Here is a 24,278-nt window from a genome sequence, read left to right as displayed (position 1 = left end):
TTGCAGATCGGATCAGACCATCATTTCCTTGGTGGCGGTCAGTTTGACGTCCGGATAGTCCCGTTCCACACGGTCGATGTCCCATTGCAGGCGCGTAAGGTAAACCACGTCGCCGTCATGGTCATAGCTGATGTGATGTTTGTTGGAATTGACAAACTTGTCAACGGCTTGTCTGTCTCCGCTCACCCACCGTGCGCTGGTGAACTGGCTTTGCTCAAAGCGCACGGGAAGGCCGTATTCAAGCTCGATCCGGCTGGCGAGAACCTCGAACTGCAACTGGCCGACGACGCCGACGATGAAACCCGAGCCGATCATCGGTTTGAAGACCTTGGCCGCGCCTTCCTCGGCAAATTGCATGAGCGCCTTTTCGAGGTGTTTGGCCTTCATAGGATCGCCCGCGCGGATGCCTTGCAGGAGTTCCGGCGCAAAGGAGGGAATGCCCGTCACGCGCAGCGCTTCGCCTTCGGTCAGGGTATCGCCGATGCGCAGTTGCCCGTGGTTTGGAATGCCGATGATGTCACCGGCCCAAGCCTCATCCGCCAACTCGCGGTCCGAGGCGAGGAACAGAACCGGGTTGGAAATCGCCATTGGTTTCTTGGTGCGCACATGGGTCAGTTTCATACCGCGCTTGAAGTGGCCGGAGGCCATGCGTACGAACGCCACCCGGTCACGGTGCTTGGGATCCATGTTGGCCTGCACCTTGAAGACAAAGCCGGAGACCTTTGTTTCTTCCGGAGAAATCTTGCGTGGCTGAGCGGATTGAACCTGCGGCCCGGGGCCGTAATTGCCGATGCCCTGCATCAGTTCCTGAACCCCGAAAGAGTTGATGGCCGAGCCGAACCAGATCGGGGTCATGTGACCTTCGAGCACGGATTGCGGATCAAGCGCGGGCAGCAGTTCGCGGGCCATTTCGACCTCTTCCAGGAACTGCTCGAGCAGGTGCGCAGGGACATGCTCTGCCAGTTTGGGGTCGTCCAGACCTTCAATCTGGATAGATTCGGCAACGACGTTCCGGTCGGCGCGGTCCATTAGTTCCAGACGGTCATTCAGAAGGTCATAACACCCCATGAATTCGCGCCCCATGCCGATGGGCCACGAGGCGGGGGTGACGTCGATGGCAAGATTTTCCTGAATTTCGTCGATAATGTCGAACGTGTCGCGGCTTTCCCGGTCCATCTTGTTACAGAAAGTCAGGATAGGAAGGTCGCGCAACCGGCAGACTTCAAACAGTTTTTGCGTCTGGCTTTCAACGCCCTTGGCACCGTCGATCACCATCACGGCGGCATCCACGGCCGTCAGCGTGCGATAGGTGTCCTCGGAGAAATCCGAGTGGCCCGGCGTGTCGACGAGGTTGAAACGGTAGGGGCCAAAATCAAACGACATGGCCGAGGCCGAGACCGAGATACCGCGGTCCTGTTCCATCTTCATGAAGTCCGAACGTGTGCGACGCGCCTCTCCCTTGGCGCGGACCTGTCCGGCCATCTGAATCGCGCCACCGTAAAGCAGGAACTTTTCGGTCAGCGTGGTCTTGCCGGCATCCGGGTGCGAGATGATCGCAAAGGTGCGGCGGCGCGCAATCTCGGGCGGCAATTCGGGGCGGTTTGTACGGTCATCCAACATGAGCGCGCGTATAGGTGCGCGCGCGCCAAATCGCAAGAAAAAGCGCGCTGTGTTACTTGGAAGAGGCGCGTTTCAGAAGGGCGGCCGCATCCGGGCGATCAAGCAGGCTTTCATGCACTTCGTATTCGTGATGACGGCGCCGTTCGTGACCGGGCAGGTCTTCTTTCATGTCCTGGGGCAGCACGGCGCGGGTGCGCGTGTCAATCTGCATGGTTTCGGCGGAGATGCCTTCGGCAAAGATGATCTGGTGACTGTCGAACATCAGCTGAAAGTAATCGACGAAACCGCCTTCCTGTACAAAAACCGTGTCGCCGTTCACAAGATGGCGCGCCTTGACCAGCAATTCGGAGCGTCCTGCGCCAATCTGGTCATGTCGCTGGTAGATGAACAGGCGGTGTTCCGGGCTGACCTTGAGGTCATTTGTATTATTGAGCGTCCCTGCGGTGATCACGATGGGGGCAAATTCACCCATGGCGCGCTGAGTCGAATGGCCAATCCAGCGCAGCTCCTGTGGACCGTCATCGCGGGTCAGCACGCGGTCGCCGACGCGCAGGTCCTCGATCGGTTTCTGTTCGCCCGTGGCTGTGGTGATGCGCGTACCCCGAGTGAAGCTCACGCAAGCCAGTTGCGCAAGCCGGGTGACGGCGATGTCGCGGTCGACACCCACAAGCGAATACTCGGTCTTGTGTGCCAGAGGGGCCAGCGGGGCGCCGTAGATTTCGGCGATGTTGCCGTCTTCGTCCACCTCGACAAGAACAAGCACTTCGATTGTGTCGCCGGAGGGCGGCATGAAGGTTGCCACGCAATCAAGGAAAACACGCGCGCCGGGGCTGCCTAGTGTTGCGTCGCCCGCGATCAGGAACTGGCCTTTATCGTCTGCCTCGAGCAGAAGGCTGTGTGGTTCGGCCTCGGAGGTAAGCACATAGGTGTCATCCGGTACCATTTCTTCGGAATATGACAAGCCATCGCCCAAATTGGCGCCATTGATGACCCGCAGCATATCGGCCTGATAAACAGGCAGACGCTGCGAGGGCAGGGCTGAATTGTGCATTTGCGGCGACATACGCTCAGAATCTCTTGCGGGTAAGATATGTTCAAGAGGTAAAGAAACATTGTGGCAGCATGACGCCTGAGCACGGGCAATATGCTGGCATCCTCGGGCTGATAGGTGTTTTCTGTGCGCATCAATTAAGGGGAGAATCGCATGGATTTGGGAATCAAGGGCAAGCGTGCCCTGGTATGTGCGTCGTCCAAGGGATTGGGTTTGGCCTGTGCGCGGGCGCTTGCGGCTGAGGGCGTGGACCTGATCATGAATGCGCGCGGGGCCGAGGCGCTTGAGGCGTCGGCCGAGGCGATCCGCAAGGAATTCGGTGTTGATGTCGTGACCGTGGCCTGTGACGTGACTTCGCAGGACGGGCAGGCGGCCCTGATCGAGGCTGCGCAGGGTGTTGATATTCTGGTCAACAATGCCGGAGGTCCACCGCCGGGTATGTGGACCGACTGGGAGCGCGAGGATTTTCTTGCCGCGCTCGAGGCCAATATGCTGACACCGATTGCCCTGATGAAAGCATTGGTCCCTGGTATGATCGACAGGGGCTGGGGCCGGGTGGTCAATATCACCTCGCAATCGGTCAAGGCGCCAATCGCGGTTCTGGGCCTGTCGAATTCGGCACGGGCCGGGCTTACCGGGTATGTCGCGGGCACGTCGCGTCAGGTCGCGCCTTTCGGAGTGAACATCAACAACCTGTTGCCCGGTAGTCATGACACCGACCGGATCGCGGCGCTCGACAAGGGCAATGCCGAAAAAAGCGGGCAAAGCGTCGAAGAGGCACGCGCGGCGCGGCAGGCGACAATTCCGGCCGGCAAGGATGGCAATCCGCGCGATTTTGGCGCCACCTGCGCGTTCATGTGCTCGCAATATGCGGCCTTCATGGTGGGGCAGAACGTCCTTCTGGATGGCGGCAACATCAACGCGACGCTCTGATCCCTTGGCACAGGGGTTTTCTCTGAAGGATCAGCTGTTCAACGCGGACAGCCTTGGGGACCTGGCGGCAGAGTATTCTGCCGCCATTCCCGGTTTTGACGCCGAAGATTTTCACACCGAGGTGGTGGCGGGCCTTGAGGGGCGCGAACTTCTGGAGCGACTGGAGTGGATCGCGGATTGCGTGGAAAAACGTCTTGCCGCCGATTTCGTGACAATGGCCGCGCAGTTGGAAGCGGCGATGCCCGCGCCGTTGGACCCGACGCTGCGCGATGATGATTTCGGGCGGTTCATTCATGCGGTGCCGGGTATTCTGGCGGTGCGGCACGGGCTGGAAGCCCACCGGGAGCGGGCGCTGGACCTGCTGCACGCGGCGACGCAGCGGTTTTCGATGGAGTTCTACATTCGTCCGTTTCTCAATCGCTGGCCCGAAGAGACAATGGCGCGGTTGCGGCGTTGGGCCGAAGACGAGAATTACCATGTGCGCCGTCTGGTAAGCGAAGGCACGCGGCCCAAGCTGCCTTGGGCGAAGAAGATCGACCTTGATCCAACGGAGCCGCTGCCCCTTTTGGACACGCTCCACGCCGATCCGACACGGTATGTGACGCGCTCAGTGGCCAATCATCTCAATGACATCGCCAAGTTTGCGCCGGATCAGGTCATCTCGCGTCTGAAAGAATGGCAAGAGGCGGACCGGCAGGACAAACGAGAGCTGGACTGGATGACGCGCCACGGGCTGCGGACGCTGGTCAAGCAAGGAGAACCCGGCGCGCTGGCGTTGCTGGGTTATCATCAGGACGCGCCGGTGGCGGTTGCAGAATTGGCCTTGGCGCAGGATCGGCTGGCGATTGGCGAAACGCTGGACCTTTCCGTGGTTCTGGAAACGCGGGGCGGGGCGCCCGTGCCGGTTCTGGTTGACTATGTGATCACGTTTCACCGACCCAATGGGCGGCAGGGCAGGAAAGTGTTCAAGCTCAAACAGGGGCTTGTCCCTGCCGAAGGGCGGCTGCGGCTGGCCAAGGCGCATCCCCTCAAGGGCAATGCCACCACGTTTACCCTGCATCCGGGTCCGCACAGGGTTGCCATTCAGGTCAACGGCAAGGTGATGGGCGAGATCGGCTTTGAGCTGACCTCCTGATCGCTTTTGAGATGCGTTCGCAGGGTTGAAGCGGGGCGGGGGGGCTGGTACATCTCGGGCAAACCCGATGAATTCCCTCGGGGATTGCAAGAGGCACCCGTGCAGTCGCAGACCCAAACCACTCCTCCGCCCCGGCTGGAAGTTCGCCACCTGCGTCGCGCCTTTGGTGACCGGCAGGTGGTCGATGACGTATCGCTGACCATCCAACCGGGGCAGGTGCTTTGCCTGCTGGGGCCGTCGGGCTGCGGCAAATCAACGACGCTGCGCATGATTGCCGGGGTCGACATGCAGGACAGCGGCGAAATCTATGTCGACGGCAAGCTGATCTGTGACACGGTGTTCCGCATCCCACCTGAGCGGCGCCATATCGGCCTGATGTTTCAGGATTTTGCCCTGTTCCCGCATCTGAGTGTGGCGGACAACGTGGCCTTTGGTCTGAAGACCAGCAAAGATGAAAAACGGGCGCGCGTCGAGGCGCTTTTGGCCAAGGTCAACCTGGGCTGGGCGATTGACGAGTTTCCGCATGTCCTTTCGGGGGGGGAACAGCAGCGGATCGCGCTGGCGCGCGCGCTGGCGCCACGGCCGCGGATCATGTTGATGGACGAGCCGTTTTCCGGGCTCGACAACCGGTTGCGTGATGAAATCAGGGATCAGACGTTGAGCCTTCTCAAGGAAGAAGACACGGCGGTGATGCTGGTGACACATGAGCCGGAAGAAGCGATGCGCATGGCAGATGAAATTGCGCTGATGCGGCACGGAAAGATTGTTCAGCAAGGCGCGCCCTACAATATCTACAACGCGCCCGTGGATCGTGAGGCGGTTGGTTTCTTTAGCGATATCAACGTGATCCGGGGCGTTTCCAAAGGTGCGCTGACCGACACGCCCTTTGGCCAGTTCCTGACGCCGGGGCTGGCGGACGGCGCCAAGGTGGACATCGTGATCCGCCCGCAGCATCTCAAGCTCGACTTTGACCGTGATGGCAAAGGGCCATTGCCGACCGCCAGCGACGGCGTGGCGGCGCGGGGTATCGTGAAGCGCGCACGATTCATGGGCAATGAAAGCCTTGTTGAATTCCGCATGGACTATGACGGATCCGAGCTCAAGGTCACGGTGCCAAACGTGTTCCTGCCGGGCGAGGGGACGCCGCTTTGGCTGACCATCCGCCGCGACCGGTGTTTCGTGTTTCCGGCCAAGGATTGAACCGTCTGTTCACATACCGAAATCCGGCCAGAACTCGTTGACGCAGGTATCCTGCCAGCGGGCGCCGGGATAGACGCTGTCGATCACGATTTCGATCGCCCGAGGCTGTAAAGTGGTCCAAGGGATCGGGATGGGCTGTTCCTTGCCGTGATCCGCGAGGCGATACTGCAGTGTCCGACGTTGGGGATCGTCCACGGCCCAGAAATGCACCGTGATGTCGCGAATGCGTCCATTATCCGCAAAGGACTTGGGCGACTTGGCGTAGCCATTGCTGATCCAGATCCGCTCAAGTGGTCCGGCAAACCGATAGCTCAGCGTGATCTGTTCTCCGATCCCGGGTCCCGGGACACCTTCGCACCAAGCGGTGTAATCGTTGGCGTCACGCATCGAGCCAATGTCGTACCGGTTGCCTGATTGCGGCGCCAAGGCACTGCTGACGCAAATGGATTGATAGTCGAACGCTTGCGTTCCGAGCATCGTTTCGCACAAGGGCTGGGCCGCGAGAGGTGACGCCAGAGCGACCAGCGAAGAAAAGGCGTAAATCGGGCGCTTCATGAGAACCTCCTTTGTCGTAACGCTTGGAGTGTAGGACGATCCCGTGACAGGCGCCATGATGTGCCTCAACGGGTTTGGACCTGAAAATCCTGAAGACGCTTGCCCGGTTCCTCCACGAACAGGCCGGGCAGGATGGTGACGGTATCGATCTGATCAACCCGGAGTGTTTCAAACGCGTCCCCGGTTTCGCTCCAGACGACGCAAGTCCACACGCGCCCCCAATAGTCCATCTTGAGCGGTCGAACGTCGCAAATGCGCCCGTCGGTCAGCGTAAGGCGCAGCTTTTGCCGCGCGCGAATGGCCGTGCGCAAGGGGGTCAGATGACGGAACCCCTGCGCAGCGTCGGCAAAGGGGTAGATGGCAAAACCAAAGCTCTTGGGCGCGGCGCGGCTGTCTTCGGGCAGTACAGCGTCAATCTTGGCGCTGAGCGATTCGGCCGCTTCGCGCAGATCCCCTTCCATTCCGCCGCCCACCGCAGCCAAGCCGATGTGAAGCGCCTCGAGTTCCGATTCCGTCAGGTTCAGGGGGGGCAGTGTGATCGCGGCACGCGCGGCGTAACCCAGCCCACGTTCGCCTTCGACGGGCACACCGCTTGCCGCGAGGGTTTCCATGTCGCGGTATATCGTACGCATGGAAACCCCAAGCCGCTTGGCCATGTCCTCGGCCCGGTGCAGGCGGCCATCCTTCAATATCTCGATCAGGGCATAGAGCCGATCCGCTCGTTTCATGGCGCTGATTTAACCTTCAACTGACAAAAAGCTGACAACTGACAGGATAATGACAAAACAAGTGCACAAACACCCCCAATCGGCGCATCTGACATGATGTTTGGCGCTTTTCCACCGGTCAACAAGGCGCTAGGACTGAGGCGTCATTTACCGGGACGCCCGCGCGGCGCCCGATGCTAGGGAGATAAAGACATGTTGAACAATATCGGTCTGCCGGGCCTTCTTCTGATCGCCGTTGTCGTGCTCGTGCTGTTTGGCCGTGGCAAGATCAGCTCGCTGATGGGCGAAGTCGGCAAGGGCATCACCTCGTTCAAGCGCGGCATCAACGAAGGCCAGGAAGAGCTTGAAAAAGAAGCCGCCAACACGGCCAAGGACGTTACCCCCGAAGACGAAAAAGACAAAGTCTGAGCCGGAGGCGCCTGATAGATGTTCGATCTGGGTTGGACTGAACTGCTGGTGATCGGCATCGTCGCGCTGATCGTCGTCGGCCCCAAGGATTTGCCTGTTCTGTTCCGCTCGGTGGGGCGGTTCGTGGGCAAGGCAAAGGGTATGGCGCGTGAGTTTTCGACGGCCATGAACCAGGCTGCGGATCAGGCTGGCGTGAAGGATGTGACCGACACATTCCGGAGCGCGACAGATGGGCTGAACAAGGTCACGAACCCGGTCAAGGCTGCAACAGATGCGGTCAAGGAGACGGCCAAGTCGGTTACGGACCTGAACCTTGATCCCGAGAGTGAAACGGGCAAGCTGGCCGCACAGCGTGCCGAGGATGCCCACAAGATCCAGGAAGCGACGGCGAAGAAGGCCCAGGAACGTCTGGATGCCGAGGCCAAGGCAGCCGAGGAAGCAGCCGCCGAAGCCAAGGCCCGTGCCGATGCGGCACGCAAGGCCACGCAAACCACTGATTCCGCCGAGGATTCCAAAGCATGAGCAGCACTGACGAGATCGACGACAGCTCGGCCCCGCTGATCGAGCATCTGGCCGAACTGCGCAACCGCCTGATTCACTCGGTGGTCGCCTTCCTGATCGGCATGATCATCTGTTTCACGGTGGCCACCCCGATCTTCAACTTCCTGACTGCGCCGTTGTGCTCGGTTCTGGCCGAGCGGGGACAGGACTGCGACCTGATCTTCATTTCGCCGCAGGAAGGGTTCTTCGTGGCGATCAAGGTGTCATTGCTGGGCGGTCTGATCCTCGCCTTTCCCTATATCGCCCTGCAGATGTGGCGATTTGTGGCGCCGGGGCTTTACAAGAACGAGAAGGGCGCGTTCCTGCCGTTTCTGATCGCCTCTCCTTTCATGTTCCTTCTGGGCGCGTCGTTCGCGTTCTTCGTGGTCACGCCGCTGGCCTATGACTTTTTCCTCGGGTTCCAGCAGTTTGGCGGAGAAGGCGAAGCGGTTGTAGAAGGCGGCATGAATGCGGCGCCCCTGTCGGTCGTGTTCCAGGGCTCTGCTCAGGAATACCTGAATCTGACCATCAAGTTCATCGTCGCCTTTGGCCTGTGTTTCCAGCTTCCGGTGCTTCTGACCCTGATGGGCAAGGCCGGTCTGGTCAGCGCCGAGGGATTGGGCACCGTGCGCAAATACGCAGTGGTCGGCATCCTCGTGCTGGCTGCGCTGGTGACGCCGCCGGACGTGATCACGCAGGTGATCCTGTTTGTCGTGGTCTACGGGCTTTACGAGATTTCGATCTTCCTCGTGCGCCGCGTCGAAGCCAAGCGCGAGGCTCAGCTGCGCGCCGATGGTTACTATGACGATGAAGAAGAGTTTGACGATCCTCTGATGAAAGAGTTCGACGAGGACGACGAAGCTTCGAAATGACCAAGACCCACCGAAGGTCGGATACGGCGCGCGGGATCACCCGCGCGCCGCTTGCGTATCTCCCCCTTGCCGCCGTCTTCTGATCGTGGTTTCTGGGCCGCGAGCAAAGACTGGAGAGCCGAAATGAACGATGCCACGCTGACCCGTATTGCCGATGCCCTTGAACGCATGTCGCCCGCCCCTTTGGCGGCGCCGGATTTCTCGGCGGCGGACGGTTTTGTCTGGCACGTGGACCCGGATCGGCTCGAGTCAGTGGCGCGGATCAACCGCGTGGAGATCGACCTCCTGATCGGGGTGGACCGGTCGCGCGATACGCTGCTGGAGAACACGTTGCAGTTCGCGCGCGGTCTTCCGGCCAACAATGCGCTGTTGTGGGGCGCGCGCGGCATGGGGAAATCTTCGCTGGTCAAGGCGGTGCATGCAGAAGTGCTGAAACAGGGGCTACCGCTCAAGATCGTGGAATTGCAACGCGAAGACCTGCCCAGTGTCGCGCGTCTGTTGAACCTGTTGCGCGGGCGCGATGAACGGTTCCTGCTGTTCTGTGACGACCTCTCGTTCAGCCATGATGACCAGCATTACAAATCGCTCAAGGCGGTTCTGGATGGCGGTATCGAAGGCCGCCCGGACAACGTGGTCTTTTATGCCACCTCCAACCGCCGACACCTGATGCCGCGGGACATGATCGAAAATGAACGCTCGAGCGCGATCAATCCCTCTGAGGCGGTCGAGGAAAAAGTCTCCCTTTCGGACCGCTTTGGCCTCTGGCTCGGCTTCCACCCCTGCACGCAGGACGACTACCTTGCCATGATCCGCGGCTATTGTGATGCCCACGGCGTCGAAATTGACGATGAAACCCTGCGCGCCGAGGCGATTGAATGGCAGGCCACGCGCGGGGCGCGGTCGGGCCGCGTGGCGTGGCAATACTTTACGGATCTGGCTGGGCGTCGTGGCGTGGCGCTCTGACTCCGGTCGCCACGCAGCACTTTCTTTTTCCAAAAATACCCCGGGGAGACTCAGCTTGCTGAGACGGGGCAGCGCCCCTGCGGCAAGTTATTTCAGGTAGGGCATCGGGTCGACACTGTCGAAGCCCTTGCGAACCTCGAAATGCACGAAACTGTCTTTGGCGGGCAGTACGGCAAGGGCCTCGCCCCTTTTGACGCTGGCCCCCTTGGACACTTTCACCGTATCGACGTTGTAATAGACCGTCATGAGATTGTCGCTGTGGCGCAGCACGACAATCTTGACATCGTCCGCATCCGTGGTGATTGCGGCAACCTTGCCATCGGCAGCTGCCTTGACCGGGGTGCCGGCTTTGCCCGCGATATCAATGCCGTTGTTCTTGCCCTTGGAATAGGGGCGGATGATCTTGCCGTCGACCGGATAGCTCATGCGCGCGCTGCTGGCGGACTGCGTCTTGCCGAGATCCGGGGATTGCGGCGCAGCAACCTTGGTCTTGGTGTCATCCGGGGGCAGCGGCTTGGTCGAGCTGGGCGGCGTCGGCGTCGGTGATCCCTGACCGGGCAGCGTGGTCGCTGCTGCGGCTGCTGCCGCGGCGGGGGCCGCTGCAGAGGTCGACGATGTGCTCTTTGCCTTTTTCTCGGCCACGGGATCGGCCGGGGGGATCAGCAGGATCTGGTTTTCGCGAATGGTGAAGTCGCTGCCCAGCCCGTTCCATTCTGCAAGGGAGCGTACCGAGACATTGTAGAGCCGCGAGATGGTAAAGGCCGTTTCGCCGCGCTTGACCTTGTGGCGGATCGGTTCATAGCCCGTTTGGGTATTGGGGGCGGGTGCTGCGGCCGGGGCGAGCGTTTCCGTCGCCACTTCGGGTTCGGCCTTGTCGATGGCATTTCCGGCGATGGCGGCAATGTCGACATCGCTTTGCGGGGGCTGCACAATACCGGTGCCACCGGTTGCCGCGGAAGGTTCAGCCACCTTGTAGGGCAGCGCAACGATTTCGCCGTCGCGCAACCGGGCGTCTGGCTGAATGCCATTGTACTTGGCCAGTTCGCTTGCCGGGATGCCGACGCGCGCCGAAACATCGCTCAGCGTATCGCCGCGCTTGGCCACGGCCACCTGGTAGCCGGGATAGGAGATGATGCCGCGATTGTCGGGGCGGGGGCGTTTGGCGGTTGCGGTCTTGGCGGCGGTGGTGGTGTCCAGCCCGGCGCCCAATCCGCCGCGCAGGTCCACGTCAAATCCGTCGTCGCAGGCGGCGACCAGCGCAAGACACAACCCGGCCATCGCCAGTCGTGCAGGTTTACCCGGAAAAATTCCCATCTCGATGCCCTCGCATGCGCCCCTTGTTGGTTGGTCTTGCGCCGGGGCCGTTTGTCATTCGTCAATTTCAAAATGGCGCGGATTTCGCTGTTTCCAAGGGGAAACCCGGCCCAAAATGCTCAATTATCGCGCGCGATGCCCTCGATCAAGGGCACAAAGCGCACCGGGCGCAGTTCATCATAGTCAAACCCGGTCTCCGTTCGCCGCACGCGGATCAGGCTTTGCACCGTGTCCGACTGGCCCACGGGCAGCACCATGATACCGCCGATCTTCAATTGGGCCAAGAGGGGGCCGGGCGGGTCCTCGGCGGCGGCGGTCACGATGATGCGATCAAAGGGGGCCTGATCGGGCAGGCCGAAGCTGCCGTCCGAGGTAAAGGCAGTAATATTCACGAGGTCCAGTTCTTCGAAGACCTCGCGTGCCTCGCGCACCAGTCGTTTGTGCCGGTCCACGGTGTAGACGCGCCGCGCCAGAAGGCTCAGGATCGCGGCCTGATAGCCCGAACCGGTGCCAACTTCGAGCACCTTGTCACGTGCGCTGACCTCAAGGGCCTGCGTCATCAGGGCGACCACGGAAGGCTGGGAAATGGTTTGGCCACAGGCAATGGGCAGCGGGGTGTCCTCGTAGGCGCGTTCGGCAAAGAGGCCGCGCACGAAGCGGCCCCGGTCAATGCGTTCCATGGCCGTCAGGACCGCCTGATCCATGACCCCCTTTGAGCGCAGCGCAAAGAGGAACTGCATCTTGCGTTCGGCGGTGGCGTCGTCTTCGAGGCTCATTCGATCCCCTTCAGCGCCGCAAGCGCATCATGCGCGGTCAGGTCAGCGCGCATGGGCGTGACGGAAATGTATCCGTCAAGATTGGCGGCAGCGTCGCTGCCTGCTTCGGTCTGGATCTGCTGGTTGCCGCCCTTGGCCCACAGGAAACGCCGCCCCGAAGGCGAAGCGTGCGGTTCGACCGAGAAATTGGTGCCCTGGCGCATGCCCTGGGTCGTGACCCGCACGCCCTTGACGTCGTCGGCCATGACCGGCGGGAAATTGATGTTGTAGAACAGATGGTAGGCCGATGGGTTGTCCGGTGTTGCGGCCAATACCTTGCGCACCACGTCGGCCCCGAATTGTCCGGCGGCGTCGAACGGGTCTTCTGCGGTGTAGTTGGCGGGGCCAAGATATTGCGACAGGGCCATGGAGGGAATGCCCTGCAACGCGCCTTCCATGGCGCCGCCGAGCGTGCCCGAATAGAGCGCGTTCTCGGCGGAGTTGTTGCCCCGGTTCACGCCGGAGAGGATCAGGTCGGGGCGGCGGCCCTTCATCACGTCATGTACGCCCGCAAGCACGCAGTCTGCGGGGCTTCCTTCGGCGGCAAAGCTGCGGTCACCCATCTTGGCGATCATCGTGGGGTGGGTGTAGCTGATGCAGTGGGCCACGCCGGATTGTTCGAACGCCGGTGCGACGGTCCAGACTTCGCCATCCTTGCCTGCCACCTCGGCGGCGATCTTGTACAGCACGGCCAGTCCGGGCGCGTTGATGCCGTCGTCATTGGTGATGAGAATACGCATGTTTGGCCTGCCCCTAACCGCCTCTTGGCTCCTGTCTAGTGGAGCCATGGGCGGGGGGCAAGTATCGCGACCCCGTGTTCGCGCCGGGAAGGGGCGTCAGAGACCCAGTTCTGTCAGAAGCCGGGCTGCTTCGTCGCGCGGATGGGCAAGGGGCGCGCGGTCTTCACCGGGGTGGAAGCGCGCGCGCAGACCTGTGGGCATGGGGTTGGGCGACAGGATCGAGACCTTTGGGCCGATATTCGTGTTTTCCACCTGCCAGCTTTTGGCGAGGGCAATCTGGCCGGTCTTGGTTGCGCCGTAGCTGCCGAAGAACTTCTCGCCGCCATGTGGATCGTCGAAGAATACGGCATGGCCGTCTTGGCCCAGCAAAGGCGTCAGGAAGGGGATCAGCCGACCGGTGGCGTCGAGATTGATCTTGACCGACTTGTCCCAGTCCTTGGGGTCGATATGTCCTGCCGGGGTGAGCGGGGCACCGTGGATGGCGGTGTGCACCCAGAGGTCGATCTTGCCCCAGCGGTCGTGGATCGAGCGGCAGAGCTGAGCCATGGCGTCAACATTGGTGATGTCCATCGGCGCCAGCGTTGCCTTGCCACCCTTGGCCTGGATGCGGTCATCCAGTTCTTCGAGCCCGCCGGTGGTACGGGCCACGGCGACGACATGGAAGTTTGGCGCCAGGGCTTCGGCAATGGCGGCGCCAAGGCCGCGCGATGCGCCAGTCACCAGCGCGATTTTCTCGGAAGAAGTGCTGTCAGTCATGCGCTTCATGTGCGCCCTTGGGCGCAGGAGGTCAAGAGGGAGGGTGAGGGGCCAGCCCCTCAGCTTGAAAATCCTGCAGGATTTTCAAGCTTCACCCCGGGGTATTTGGGGAAAAAGAAAGTGAAGGGTCAGTTTGGCATGGTCAGGCGGGTTTCGCGCGACCCGGATTGCAGGACGATGCTGGTATTGTCGATCCCGACCACCTTGCCGCCCGGTGTCCGGTCTCCGAGGCCGACCTTGAGCGTGCGCCCGGACGGGGTGAGCAGGAGCGCCGAGGGGTTCTCGGTAGTGCCCATCAGGCCAATCAACGTTAGGCGCGTGCGGTTCTTGAGCACGCCCGGGGTGGTGGCCGTCGCGGCCACGGCGTCGGGAGTCTTGGTGGTCATGGGATACCTGTGTTCCTTGCCCTTTTAAGGGCACGAGGACGGCAGGTATCAGCGGGCAGGAAGGAAGAAAAGAGCCCTCAGGTACTGCTCGGCAGGTTTTTGCCGCATTGCAGCATTGCCTTGCCGATCACGGGGGAGTGCGGGCTGTCCAGGCGTGGGCGCGTGGAGTCGGCGGCTATTCCGCCGCCTTCATTTCGAAACCCTTTTCGAGCATGTCGGAGGGCGTGACCGGGTATTCGCCCGAGAAACAGGCGTCGCAATATTGCGGGCAGTCCTTGGAGCGGCCTGTCGCCTCGCCCACGGCGCGATAAAGCCCGTCGAGCGAGATGAATTTCAAGCTGTCCACCGCGAGGTGTTCTGCCATTTCATCCTCAGACATTGTGGCCGCGAGCAGCTTCTCGCGTTGCGGCGTGTCGACGCCGTAGAAGCAAGGCCAGGCTGTCGGCGGCGAGGCGATGCGGAAATGCACCTCTTTCGCGCCGGCATCGAGGATCATTTCCTTGATCTTGCGGCTGGTGGTGCCGCGGACAACCGAATCATCCACCAGGATCACGCGCTTCCCTTTTATCAGGGCGCGGTTAACATTCAGTTTAAGCCGCACACCCATGTTCCGGATCTGCTCGGTGGGTTCGATGAAGGTGCGCCCCATGTACTGGTTGCGGATGATGCCCATGGCAAAGGGAATGCCGCTTTCCTGGCTAAAGCCGATGGCGGCGGGGGTGCCGCTGTCGGGAACGGCGCAGACGAGATCGGCCTCGACCGGGTTTTCGCGAGCCAGTTCCACGCCGATCTGGCGGCGGGTTTCATAGACCGAGCGGCCGCCGATGATCGAATCGGGGCGCGAGAAATAGACGTGTTCGAAGATGCAGAACTTGCTGGGTTGAGGGCGGAAGGGGAACGAGCTTTCGACTCCGTCTTCCTCTGTAATGACCACCATTTCACCGGGTTCGATTTCACGGATGTATTCGGCGCCGATGATGTCGAGGCCGCAGGTTTCCGAGCTGAGGACCCAACCATCGCCAAGGCGCCCGAGCACCAGGGGACGCACGCCATGCGGGTCGCGCACACCGATCAGTTTGGTGCGGGTCATGGCCACGACCGAGAAGGCGCCTTCGACCCGGCGCAGGGCGTCTTGCATGCGTTCGGGGATGTTGCGCTGAAGTGAGCGGGCCATCAGGTGGATGATGCATTCACTGTCCGAGCTGCTCTGGAAGATGGAGCCGCGTTCGATCAGCTCTTTGCGCAGGGCGTTGGCATTGGTGATGTTGCCGTTATGGGCGATGGCTGCGCCGCCCATGGAAAACTCGCCAAAGAAGGGCTGGACGTCGCGGATGGCCGCGCCCTTGGAGCCGGCGGTGGAATAGCGCACATGCCCGATCGCAAGCGGACCGGGCAGGGTTTCCATCAGGCTGGCCTTGGTGAAGTTGTCGCGGACGTAGCCGAAGCGGCGGGCGCTGTTGAAGCCGTGTTCCGGGTGATGGCAGACGATACCGCCTGCTTCTTGTCCGCGGTGTTGCAGCGCGTGCAGGCCGAGGGCCACGAAATTGGCCGCGTCGGCGAGGCCGATGACGCCGAAGACACCGCACTCCTCTTTCAGTTTGTCGTCGTCCGCGAACGGGCGCATGGCGTCAAAGTCGAAGGGGTGGGCGGGCGGCATATGCTTGGACAAGGCGAGTGGCTCCGAATCCGATTGGGCAGGCTTGCGCCCCTCTTAAGGGGTCGGGGGCAGTATGTCACGAAAGGATCACAAAAGTCTTGGCCCCGCGCGTGTGTGCCGCAGATAGGGGGCGGGGCACGATGCATCAAGGGGCGGGGTGGTCGCGGCAGGATTACGTTTCGGTATGCTCGCGGGCGTATTTGTCCTCGATGCGTTTGCGCACGAGGTCGATATGCATCCGGGCGTGATAGGCGGCGGGGCGATAGGCGGCGGGGAGGCGCAGGCTGGCGATCCGGCTGTCCATGGCCTCGAGCTGCTGATCCATGGTCTGCAGTGTGTCGGCGTCCTGTTTCAGGGTGAGTTCATCTTCGATCTGGCGGATATTCGGATAGTGCTGCCAGACCCGCCACCCCATGAAATAGGCGTAGATTGCCGGGAACACGCGCAGCAAGGGAACCAGGATAAGCAATATGGGAAGGGTCAAGAGCAGCAGGCGATTGAGCTGGGCGGCCATCCAGTAGGGCAGCCATTGATGCCACGTCGACGGGCCCTCCTGGATCAGTTGGCGGGCCACCGTGTTGACTGTCATGCCGGTGCCTTCGACAGAGGGGAAGGTATTGCGTCCGGTGATGATATCCCGCGCCGAGTGCAGTTCCTTGGCCGCCATGGTCAGCCGGTTGATGAGTGCGGGATGCAGGTTGGGGGTCATGATCAGGCGGGCTTCGAGTGCGAGCACCTGTTGCGCGGCGCGCGGCACCACCGGCAGGAGCGATATGGCACCGCTCGGTATCGTGGCGACGGTGGCATATTCGAGGCGCCGGGAGATGGTTTCGACATAGTCGATCGACAGAAAGGCGATATCGTCCGCGGCATAGGCACGGGCAAGGTAGGGCGCATCGATCGTGGTCACGAAGACGGCCATGTCCACCTCACCCGTTTGCAGCGCCTCAAGCGCGGCATCATACGAGAGATAGGCGTTGGCGTTGCTGTCGGAGGCGATGCCCGCGGCGGCCTGAAAATCCTGAAAAGCGACATGGGTGCCCGATCCGATCTGGCCGCTGGTGATCCGCATGCCGCGCCAGAGGGCCGGGTTTTTCGGAATGTTGCGCTTGGTCTGCACGAGGAACAGCATGGGTTCATAGAAGACGCCTGCAATGGCTTCGGCGGCGTTTTCTTCTATTTCGACGCCCCCTTGAAGCAGGGCCACGTCGGCTTCTCTGCCAGAGAGCAGCGCGGCGTTGTCGACCGAACCGTTGGTGTAGAGGATTTCGAGTTCGATTCCGTCGCGCGCGAGGATGTCACGATAGCGTTCGGCCACTTGGGCATAGGCGCCTCCCTTGGGGCCTGCGGCGAAGGTAAGCGTGTTCGGAGGAAGCAGGACGATCAGGATAACGGCAGGGACCAGAATCGCCGTGATAAGTAGGACTGCAATCCATAACCGCATTGTTTGAGCCTGTTTGTTCAAGTTGAGGAACGCTAGCTTGCAGGGCGCGGGTGAACAAGGGAAAGCGGTTTGAAACGGGTAAGCCGCTCAGCACCAAGTAAAAAGGCCCGCGTGCATAACGCGGGCCTTCGAAAATTGGGGGGAGATCTGCTTATTTTTCGCAGATACCGACCAGTTGTTCGTATTGAGTGGTGATCCAACCAAGCGCCTGTTCGGGGTCGCGATCCTCGATCTTTTGTGTCATGCGTGAGAACACCTGAGCCGAGCGGCTGTCATCGACCATGGCGATGCTCTGCGAGGTGATCACGGTTTCATAGACAAAGAAGGCAATCGCCACGAGCAGGATGCCGCGCAGAACGCCGAAGATGAAGCCCATGCCCTGATCCAGACCGCCGAGCGCCGAGCGCTGGACCAGCGTGGAAAAGAGTGGTGTGAACAGCGACACGACCACGAGAGACAGGGCAAAGACCACCGCAAAGCTGGCGATGATCGACAACTCGCAGCTATCCGAGAGATAATCGCCGACAACCGGGATTTCCTTGACCAGCGGTTGCACCTGCGGCGCGAACATGAAGGCAAGGATGGCCGCAGCCACCCATCCTGCAATGGCCATGGCTTCGCGTACGAGGCCGCGGCTATAGGCCAGCAGCGCGGAGATGATGATGACGCCTGCGACGACGCCGTCGATGATGGTGAAACCGTCCATGTATTCCCGTTCCCTCTGGGCCGTTTTTCGTGACGGAGGGCAGGTTAACCCGCTCCGAATGTTTCGCCCACAAAGCTGGCCAGATCCGTGATCCGGTTCAGCTTGATGCCATCCACGGTCAGGGACTTGCCGCCTTTCGGAGCAATTGCCGATGAAAAACCAAGTTTTTGGGCTTCTTTCAACCTGTTTTCTGTCTGACCGACCGCGCGAAGGGCGCCGGAGAGGCTAATTTCGCCAAAAACCACCGTATCTGCGGGCAGGGCGGCATCTTCTCGCGCAGAGAGCAAAGCGGCGGCGACGGCGAGATCGGCGGCCGGTTCGGAGATTTTCATGCCCCCGGCCACGTTGAGATAGACGTCGAGCCCTGCGAAAGGGATGCCGCAGCGCGCCTCTAACACCGCGAGAATCATCGCCAGGCGCCCGCCGTCCCAGCCGACAACCGTGCGGCGGGGTTGGGAATGGGGCGAAGGCGCAACAAGCGCCTGAAGCTCGATCAGGACGGGGCGGGTGCCTTCGATCCCGGCAAAGACCACGCTTCCCGGTGTGGGCTGGCCACGATCCGAAAGGAACAGCGCCGAGGGGTTAGTAACTTCGGCGAGCCCCTTGCCGGTCATCTCGAACACGCCGATTTCATCGGCGGGGCCGAAGCGGTTTTTCACTGCTCGCAGCACGCGGAACTGGTGGCCACGCTCGCCTTCGAAATAAAGCACGGTGTCGACCATGTGTTCGACGACGCGGGGGCCTGCGATCTGGCCTTCCTTGGTGACGTGGCCGACCAGGATGACGGCCATGCCTTTGCGCTTGGCGAACGCGGTGAGTTCATGGGCGGCGGCGCGGACCTGTGACACGGAACCAGGGGCGGAACCGATGCTGTCCGACCACATGGTCTGGATTGAATCGATGATGGCAAGCTGCGGGCGTTCCTCATCCAGCGTGGTGAGGATGTCGCGCAGGTTTGTTTCGGCGGCGAGTTGCACGGGCGATTGGGTGAGCCCAAGACGTTGGGCGCGCATGCGCACCTGCGCGCTGGCCTCTTCGCCGGAAACATAGATTGTTTTCAGACCCATACGGGCAAATCTTGCTGCGGCCTGCAGGAGCAGGGTGGACTTGCCGATACCCGGATCACCGCCCACGAGAATGGCGCTGGCCGGGACCAGACCGCCGCCCAGCACCCGGTCCAGCTCGGCCACGCCAGAGACGGTGCGGGGGGGCGGGGTCTCCTCGGTGCGCAGATCGGTGAGTTCGATGCGGCGGCCGCGCGTCGTGCCAAGGGTGGCGGCGGAGGGACCGGAGGAGAGCGGGGCCTCTTCGACAATGGAATTCCATTCGCCACAGGCTTCGCAGCGCCCGGCCCATTTGGTGGTGACATTGCCGCAGGCGGTGCAGGTGAACTGGGTTTTTGACTTGGCCATGTTCTTGTTTTGGACCACTACCGCTTGCGCGTCAAATGGCTAATCGCGATCGAGGCGAGAACGCAGCCCGTGAAGAGATAAATGCCCCAGCCGGTTTCGACGGTGACATAGCCCGCGCCTTTGACGATCACCACGTACAGCGCGATCAGAAAGACGTCAGCCATCGCCAGTTTGCCGAGAAATTCCAGCACGGGCAGGGTCTTGCGGCGTAGGTAGCCGAATTGGATCAGGGCGATGCCGATGACCTTCATGTAGGGCGCGAAGATGGCGAGGAAGGTGACGAGTAGGGCAAGGGCGACGTCGCTGTGCCAGAGGGATTGCAGGCCGGAGATGATGGTGATTTCCGAGAGGCCAAATATCGGCAAGAACCCGGCGCGCAGGAGCGGGGCGAACCACGCGATGGGGAAAAGGATCAAAAGGGCGAGGTTGGCAAGGCGCAGGGTCATGAGGTGTCAGCTAGGGGGTTTTCGGTGCACGCGCAACGGGGAGCGTGCGGTGGGTTAGGGCGAATCAGGGTTAAGATACTGATTTTGTTTGAAATTGAGGTTCGGTATTGCGTCGGTATCACGTCGGTATTGCGTCGGTATGGATTTCGCGGATCGTGTTTTTGGGTAGTATTCAGGGAGGGTACGCAGGGTTTTGTTAGGGATTGGCCGGGTGGCGCCCGACCGCGGGTGGGCGTTTCAACGATTTTGGCTGGGTGGTTGATGGTGCCGAGTACTTTTGACGGTGGTGCGGAGTGGAGGTGTTGCAAAAGCGCCCGCCCATGGGGCGGTCGGGCGCTGCCCGGCGGCGTGCCAAGGCACGCCTTGATTCCGGGCTGAAGTAATTGCACCAGCACACAACGTCGAGAGCGTTTTCGCGGTACCTCGTCAACCCAGATAAATAGTTCCAAAAACTACGACGGCGCTGATCGACACCAGAATCAAGGAGACAATTGAATGAAGAGGAGCAACGAATGCGATCAGGCTATACACGAGGATGCCGACAATGGTTGCTCCGCTTAGGATTAGCGGGAGTACCGGTATCCAGCTTTGCGTTAGCCAAGCGGAAGATGCGCCGGATAGAAAGTACACAACGACGATTTATGAAAAAACGAAGACCGGCAACCCCAACAACGCATTTCCCATCAAATGCAAGTCGCTGGTTCTACGAAGTTTGACCCCGGTGAGTACGACCGATGCGAATGCCGCGAAAGGGCTGGCAACCATTAGAAAGAGTAACGCGGTGGTCACCGCACAGCTTCGATTGGCCCGTCCGCGCTGCCCGAGATGAACTGGGTCAGGTAGGGATCGCCGGAACTGTCCATCTCGCTTACCGGGCCGGTCCACTGGATCACCCCGTCATGCAGCATGGCGACATTGTCGGCAATCGCGCGCACCGAGGTCATGTCGTGGGTGATGGTCATGGCGGTGGCGCCCATTTCGACCACGATCTCGCGGATCAGGTCGTTGATCACGCCTGACATGATCGGATCAAGCCCCGTGGTGGGCTCGTCAAAGAAGATAATCTCGGGTTCGGCGGCGATGGCGCGGGCCAGACCCACCCGTTTCTGCATGCCGCCCGAAAGTTCGGACGGGAAGAGATCGGCGACGTCCGGGGTGAGGCCGACGCGGCGCAGTTTTTCGATGGCGATCTCGCGGGCCTCGTGCTTTGGGCGCTTCAAGGACCCGCGCAGGAGGCGGAAAGCGACGTTTTGCCAGACGGTAAGCGAGTCAAACAGCGCGCCGCCCTGAAACAGCATGCCAAAGCGGGCGAGAAAGGCGTCGCGGTCCCCCTGCGTGGCGTCTTTGCCGTCGACCATGATCGTGCCGGAATCCGGTGTGATCAGGCCAAGCACACATTTCAGCGCCACGGATTTGCCGGTGCCGGAGCCGCCGATGATCACCATGGACGTGCCCTTGGGGATATCGAGGTTGACCCCGCGCAGCACCTTTTTGGGGCCGAATGATTTATGGACGTCCTGAAAGGTGATCATGAGGCAAAGAACAGTGAAGTGAGCAGGAAGTTGGCGGCAAGGATCAGAACGGCGGCGGCCTGAACCGAGCTTTTGGTGGCCTGTCCGACGCCCTGTGCGCCGCGGCCCGAGTTCATGCCGAAATAGCAGCCCATCACGGCGGCGATGCCGCCAAAGGCCGAACCTTTGATCAGCGAAGAGATCACGTCGGAGGCTTCAAGGAAGTCGGCGGTGTTGCGGATGTAATTGGCCGGGTTGAAGCCAAGCTGGCCGGTGGCCACGAGAAAGCCGCCATAGATGCCGATGATATCGCCTACACCCACCAGAACCGGGACCACCAGCAATGCGGCAAGCACGCGCGGGGCAGTGAGATATTTCATCGGGTGGGTCGAGAGCGTGGTCAGCGCGTCGATCTGTTCGGTGACTTTCATCGTGGCGATCTCGGCCGCGATGGATGATGTCACGCGGGCGGCCACCATGAGGCCGACAAGCACAGGGCCCAACTCGCGCACCATGCCGATGGCGACGATCTGGGGCACGACAGCTTCGGCGGAAAAGCGCGAGGAGCCGTCATAGATCTGCAGGGCGAGCGCACCGCCGGTGAAGATTGCGGTCATGCCCACGACGGGCAGCGAGAGCCAGCCGATATTCAGGAGCGCGTTGAGAAATTCGCGCCCGTAGAAAGGCGGGCGGAAGATATGGGTGATGGCGCCGATCACGAAAAGGGTCACGTTGCCCAACATCGCCAAGAGCGCTAGCGTGCGCCGCCCGATGGCGGCGAGGGGATGGATCAGGAGCATCATCCGCCCCGGTATCGCCGGGCATAGCGATGCCCGAGCGAGGTCAGGATTTCATATCCGATGGTGCCTGCGGCCTCGGCCACAGTGTCGACGGACTGGTGTTGGCCCAGGAGTTCGACATGGGACGGTGCTTCGTCGAGATCGGTGACATCGACGGCGATCAGGTCCATCGAGATGCGGCCGATCACCTTGCAGCGTGCCTCGCCTGCGAAGACGGAAATCTCTGGCCCCATGGCGCGGATGATGCCGTCAGCATAGCCTGCGGAAATCGTGGCGACGCGGCTGGGGCGGTCTGCGATCCATGTGTTTGAGTAGCCGACCGTCTCTCCCTCAGCGACGTCGCGGATTTGAATGACCGGAATCGAGAGGCCCGCCACCGGGGCGGCTTCGACAAAGGGCATGCCGCCGTAAAGGCCAACGCCGGGGCGGGTGAGGTCGAAATGATAGTCCGACCCAAGCAGGATGCCGCCCGTGGCCGCGAGGGAGCGGGGCACATTGAGCCCGTCGGTCATCTCGTGGAAGGTGGCCAGTTGGCGCGGGTTCATCGGGTGTTCGGGTTCATCGGCGCAGGCCAGATGCGACATGATCAGCGTCGGGTTACGTTCGATCACGAGGTTGCGCACCGCGGCCCATTCCGCCGGTTCAAGGCCAAGCCGGTTCATTCCGGTGTCAAGCTGTACGCCAAAGGGGTGGGCAGGCAGCGCCTCGACATGGCGCACGATCTGATCCACCGAGTTAAGCATGGGGGTCAGGCCCATGTCGGAAATCATGTCGGTGTCGCCTGCCATATGTCCGCCAAAAATGTTGATCTCGGGATCGGGGCCGACGGCCTGACGCAGGGCGGCGCCTTCCTCGGCGACGGCGACAAAGAACTTGCGCACGCCGATCTTCATCAGGGTGCGCGCCACGCGGTCGGCCCCCAGACCATAGCCGTTCGCCTTGACCACGGCGGCGGTTTCGCACGCGGTTTCGGCATCCAGCGCCCGCCAGTTGGAAATGAGCGCGTCGAGGTCAATATTCAGAGTTGCTGTTGCCATGGGTGCGTTTGTTGTCGGGTGAGGCGCGGAGGTCAAGCGGAAAGCCACGGACGCGCAGGGATCACAGCTGCATGGACATCTCGTGCCACGTTTTGCCGCCATGGTTTGAGGCCGAGGGGCGGTCATAGGCATAGCCGAACCTCTCGTAGAGCGGAACGTGGTGTTCCTTGCAGATGAGATGGATCGTCTCTTTGCCCATCGCCTGCATCCGGGCGATGAACTCGACCATGAGGGCGCGCGACAGGCCCGTTCCCTGATGTGCAGGGTCAACAACAACCGACAGGATAACCACGTTCGGAGCGTCTGGGTCATGGCCGATCAGTTCCTTGAACGCGTCGTCGGACATTTCGACGTCACGGGCGCAGCCAGAATTGATGAACCCCACCACGTTGCCGTCGATCTCCAGCACAAGGAACCCACGGGGATAATTGGCAATCCGCTTGGAAATGCGTTCAAGTGAGGCGGCCTCGGGGCCGCCATAGGCGGCGGTTTCAAGCGCGAAACAGCGGTTTGCGTCGGAATGGCGGGCGGGTCTGAGTGTCTGCATGAGACGACGCTAGCCTGATCGTGGCCGGATCGCCAGTCTCAGGGCATGTAGGCGTTGGAGTGCCACCAGATACGAACCTCGCGGGCCAGTCCGTCGGGGGCAAATTCTGCCAGAAGCGTGCCGTCCAGAGTCAGACGCGGCAGGGGATCGCCGGGTTTGCGATCGGGCAGGCCGGTGCCGGTGGATTTGGCCCAGATCTCGAAAAGCTCTTCGGAGGCGACCTGGTAATCCACGTTCCAATGACCGATGCCGCCGGTTTCGGTTTCCGCCAGCACCTTGACCGACATGCGGATGTCTTCCTGAAGCAGGATGCGGTTCCAGTATTCGATCAGTTCGGCGCGCCCCGTCTGCACCTGAAAAGGCGTGTTGTGATAACGTCCGCCGGGAATGAACAGATCGGCAAAGCCTTCGGGGTCGCGGTTGGTCCAGACGCGGTGATAGGCGGCCATGAAATCGTGAATTGTCAAAACGTTCCCCTCTTTCCTGGGCGCAGGTTCGGAGCAAAAAGGGGCAGGGTCAAGACAGACATGATCCCGCCCGCCATCAGCGGGGCCGATCACCGAAGGCGTGTATCGGAAACGGAGTGTTTCCGTTGGACGAGCGCATTTGCGGCAAAATTACGGCGAATTTGTGTTAAACACGGGCGTGTTCATGAGGATTTGCCGGTGGGGGCGCTGGGTGGCGGGAAGGAGACTTCATCGC

Annotated in this window: 27 protein-coding genes; 8 read left to right on the top strand and 19 right to left on the bottom strand. The window is 61.3% G+C overall.

Annotated elements, in window-relative coordinates; genetic code table 11:
- Positions 1-12: 12 nt before the first annotated feature.
- Both BMZ35_RS08345 and BMZ35_RS08340 read right to left on the bottom strand, forming a co-directional pair.
- Positions 13-1,620 (bottom strand): peptide chain release factor 3, encoded by a 1,608-nt coding sequence (locus BMZ35_RS08345; protein WP_093092904.1) that lies wholly within the window; start codon positions 1,618-1,620, stop codon positions 13-15.
- 52 nt (positions 1,621-1,672) lie between these two features.
- Entirely contained in the window at positions 1,673-2,683 is a 1,011-nt protein-coding gene (locus tag BMZ35_RS08340; RefSeq protein WP_242654741.1) for a Hint domain-containing protein, read from the bottom strand.
- Positions 2,684-2,824: 141 nt separating this feature from the next.
- On the opposite strand from BMZ35_RS08340, the gene BMZ35_RS08335 reads away from it, so the two are divergent.
- The 3 genes from BMZ35_RS08335 to BMZ35_RS08325 all read left to right on the top strand — a co-directional run bounded on the left by BMZ35_RS08335 (position 2,825) and on the right by BMZ35_RS08325 (position 5,939).
- A complete protein-coding gene (locus tag BMZ35_RS08335) occupies positions 2,825-3,604 on the top strand; it encodes an SDR family oxidoreductase (RefSeq protein ID WP_093092902.1) in 780 nt (259 codons plus the stop codon).
- 4 nt (positions 3,605-3,608) lie between these two features.
- On the top strand, positions 3,609-4,739 hold the full coding sequence (locus BMZ35_RS08330) for a hypothetical protein (RefSeq protein WP_093093324.1): 1,131 nt from the start codon (positions 3,609-3,611) through the stop codon (positions 4,737-4,739).
- A 99-nt stretch (positions 4,740-4,838) separates the two neighbouring features.
- The gene (locus tag BMZ35_RS08325; RefSeq protein WP_242654740.1) at positions 4,839-5,939 is read left to right on the top strand and encodes an ABC transporter ATP-binding protein; all 1,101 of its coding nucleotides are present in this window, start codon (positions 4,839-4,841) and stop codon (positions 5,937-5,939) included.
- 9 nt (positions 5,940-5,948) lie between these two features.
- Here the strand turns inward: BMZ35_RS08325 and BMZ35_RS08320 are convergent, their stop codons facing one another.
- Positions 5,949-6,494: an NADase-type glycan-binding domain-containing protein gene (locus tag BMZ35_RS08320; RefSeq protein ID WP_093092900.1), complete on the bottom strand. Its 546-nt coding sequence runs from the start codon at positions 6,492-6,494 to the stop codon at positions 5,949-5,951.
- A gap of 65 nt (positions 6,495-6,559) precedes the next feature.
- Positions 6,560-7,222 (bottom strand): helix-turn-helix transcriptional regulator, encoded by a 663-nt coding sequence (locus BMZ35_RS08315; RefSeq protein WP_093092898.1) that lies wholly within the window; start codon positions 7,220-7,222, stop codon positions 6,560-6,562.
- Positions 7,223-7,414: 192 nt separating this feature from the next.
- Here BMZ35_RS08315 and BMZ35_RS08310 point away from each other — a divergent pair, with 192 nt between their 5' ends.
- From BMZ35_RS08310 to BMZ35_RS08295, 4 genes are all read left to right on the top strand, one after another.
- The gene (locus tag BMZ35_RS08310; RefSeq protein WP_093092896.1) at positions 7,415-7,630 is read left to right on the top strand and encodes a twin-arginine translocase TatA/TatE family subunit; all 216 of its coding nucleotides are present in this window, start codon (positions 7,415-7,417) and stop codon (positions 7,628-7,630) included.
- An 18-nt stretch (positions 7,631-7,648) separates the two neighbouring features.
- Positions 7,649-8,152 (top strand): Sec-independent protein translocase protein TatB, encoded by a 504-nt coding sequence (tatB, locus tag BMZ35_RS08305; RefSeq protein ID WP_093092894.1) that lies wholly within the window; start codon positions 7,649-7,651, stop codon positions 8,150-8,152.
- Entirely contained in the window at positions 8,149-9,042 is an 894-nt protein-coding gene (gene tatC / locus BMZ35_RS08300) for a twin-arginine translocase subunit TatC (protein WP_093092892.1), read from the top strand. Before tatB ends, tatC begins: the two co-directional genes overlap by 4 nt.
- A gap of 123 nt (positions 9,043-9,165) precedes the next feature.
- Complete coding sequence (locus tag BMZ35_RS08295) at positions 9,166-10,005, top strand: ATP-binding protein (RefSeq protein WP_093092890.1); 840 nt, start codon at positions 9,166-9,168, stop codon at positions 10,003-10,005.
- Positions 10,006-10,092: 87 nt separating this feature from the next.
- Here BMZ35_RS08295 and BMZ35_RS08290 read toward each other — a convergent pair whose 3' ends face one another.
- The 10 genes from BMZ35_RS08290 to BMZ35_RS08245 form a co-directional block, all read right to left on the bottom strand.
- The gene (locus BMZ35_RS08290) at positions 10,093-11,319 is read right to left on the bottom strand and encodes a LysM peptidoglycan-binding domain-containing M23 family metallopeptidase (protein WP_093092888.1); all 1,227 of its coding nucleotides are present in this window, start codon (positions 11,317-11,319) and stop codon (positions 10,093-10,095) included.
- Positions 11,320-11,438: 119 nt separating this feature from the next.
- A complete protein-coding gene (locus BMZ35_RS08285) occupies positions 11,439-12,095 on the bottom strand; it encodes a protein-L-isoaspartate(D-aspartate) O-methyltransferase (protein WP_093092886.1) in 657 nt (218 codons plus the stop codon).
- Complete coding sequence (surE, locus tag BMZ35_RS08280) at positions 12,092-12,874, bottom strand: 5'/3'-nucleotidase SurE (protein ID WP_093092884.1); 783 nt, start codon at positions 12,872-12,874, stop codon at positions 12,092-12,094. Before surE ends, BMZ35_RS08285 begins: the two co-directional genes overlap by 4 nt.
- Positions 12,875-12,970: 96 nt before the next feature.
- Positions 12,971-13,630, bottom strand: coding sequence for an SDR family NAD(P)-dependent oxidoreductase (locus BMZ35_RS08275; RefSeq protein ID WP_093093320.1), 660 nt, complete (start codon positions 13,628-13,630; stop codon positions 12,971-12,973).
- A 128-nt stretch (positions 13,631-13,758) separates the two neighbouring features.
- Positions 13,759-14,016, bottom strand: a complete 258-nt coding sequence (locus tag BMZ35_RS08270; protein WP_093092882.1) for a hypothetical protein — start codon at positions 14,014-14,016, stop codon at positions 13,759-13,761.
- Between the two features lie 175 nt (positions 14,017-14,191).
- On the bottom strand, positions 14,192-15,673 hold the full coding sequence (purF, locus tag BMZ35_RS08265) for an amidophosphoribosyltransferase (protein ID WP_093092880.1): 1,482 nt from the start codon (positions 15,671-15,673) through the stop codon (positions 14,192-14,194).
- Between the two features lie 172 nt (positions 15,674-15,845).
- Entirely contained in the window at positions 15,846-17,117 is a 1,272-nt protein-coding gene (locus BMZ35_RS08260; protein WP_093092878.1) for a TAXI family TRAP transporter solute-binding subunit, read from the bottom strand.
- A gap of 151 nt (positions 17,118-17,268) precedes the next feature.
- Positions 17,269-17,823: a CvpA family protein gene (locus BMZ35_RS08255; protein ID WP_093092876.1), complete on the bottom strand. Its 555-nt coding sequence runs from the start codon at positions 17,821-17,823 to the stop codon at positions 17,269-17,271.
- Positions 17,824-17,867: 44 nt separating this feature from the next.
- Complete coding sequence (gene radA / locus BMZ35_RS08250) at positions 17,868-19,235, bottom strand: DNA repair protein RadA (protein WP_093092874.1); 1,368 nt, start codon at positions 19,233-19,235, stop codon at positions 17,868-17,870.
- Between the two features lie 17 nt (positions 19,236-19,252).
- Positions 19,253-19,681: a paraquat-inducible protein A gene (locus BMZ35_RS08245; protein ID WP_093092872.1), complete on the bottom strand. Its 429-nt coding sequence runs from the start codon at positions 19,679-19,681 to the stop codon at positions 19,253-19,255.
- Between the two features lie 107 nt (positions 19,682-19,788).
- Here BMZ35_RS08245 and BMZ35_RS21295 point away from each other — a divergent pair, with 107 nt between their 5' ends.
- On the top strand, positions 19,789-19,881 hold the full coding sequence (locus BMZ35_RS21295) for a YSIRK-type signal peptide-containing protein (protein WP_110680245.1): 93 nt from the start codon (positions 19,789-19,791) through the stop codon (positions 19,879-19,881).
- 585 nt (positions 19,882-20,466) lie between these two features.
- Here the strand turns inward: BMZ35_RS21295 and BMZ35_RS08240 are convergent.
- The 5 genes from BMZ35_RS08240 to BMZ35_RS08220 all read right to left on the bottom strand — a co-directional run bounded on the left by BMZ35_RS08240 (position 20,467) and on the right by BMZ35_RS08220 (position 24,043).
- Entirely contained in the window at positions 20,467-21,213 is a 747-nt protein-coding gene (locus BMZ35_RS08240) for an ABC transporter ATP-binding protein (protein WP_093092870.1), read from the bottom strand.
- The gene (locus BMZ35_RS08235; RefSeq protein ID WP_093092868.1) at positions 21,210-21,992 is read right to left on the bottom strand and encodes an MlaE family ABC transporter permease; all 783 of its coding nucleotides are present in this window, start codon (positions 21,990-21,992) and stop codon (positions 21,210-21,212) included. The genes BMZ35_RS08240 and BMZ35_RS08235 overlap by 4 nt, the downstream gene beginning before the upstream one ends.
- Positions 21,992-23,029 carry an alanine racemase gene (gene alr, locus BMZ35_RS08230; RefSeq protein WP_093092866.1) on the bottom strand — a complete coding sequence of 346 codons (1,038 nt, stop codon included), beginning with the start codon at positions 23,027-23,029 and terminating at the stop codon, positions 21,992-21,994. The genes BMZ35_RS08235 and alr overlap by 1 nt, the downstream gene beginning before the upstream one ends.
- Positions 23,030-23,090: 61 nt before the next feature.
- Positions 23,091-23,576 (bottom strand): GNAT family N-acetyltransferase, encoded by a 486-nt coding sequence (locus tag BMZ35_RS08225; protein ID WP_093092864.1) that lies wholly within the window; start codon positions 23,574-23,576, stop codon positions 23,091-23,093.
- 38 nt (positions 23,577-23,614) lie between these two features.
- Complete coding sequence (locus BMZ35_RS08220; RefSeq protein ID WP_207502933.1) at positions 23,615-24,043, bottom strand: nuclear transport factor 2 family protein; 429 nt, start codon at positions 24,041-24,043, stop codon at positions 23,615-23,617.
- Positions 24,044-24,278: the final 235 nt, after the last annotated feature.

Source organism: Shimia aestuarii (assembly GCF_900114635.1).
Taxonomy (GTDB): Bacteria; Pseudomonadota; Alphaproteobacteria; order Rhodobacterales; family Rhodobacteraceae; genus Shimia; species Shimia aestuarii.
The sequence above is the reverse complement of the archived record's forward strand: the minus strand, read 5'-3'. Positions and strand labels throughout refer to the sequence as shown.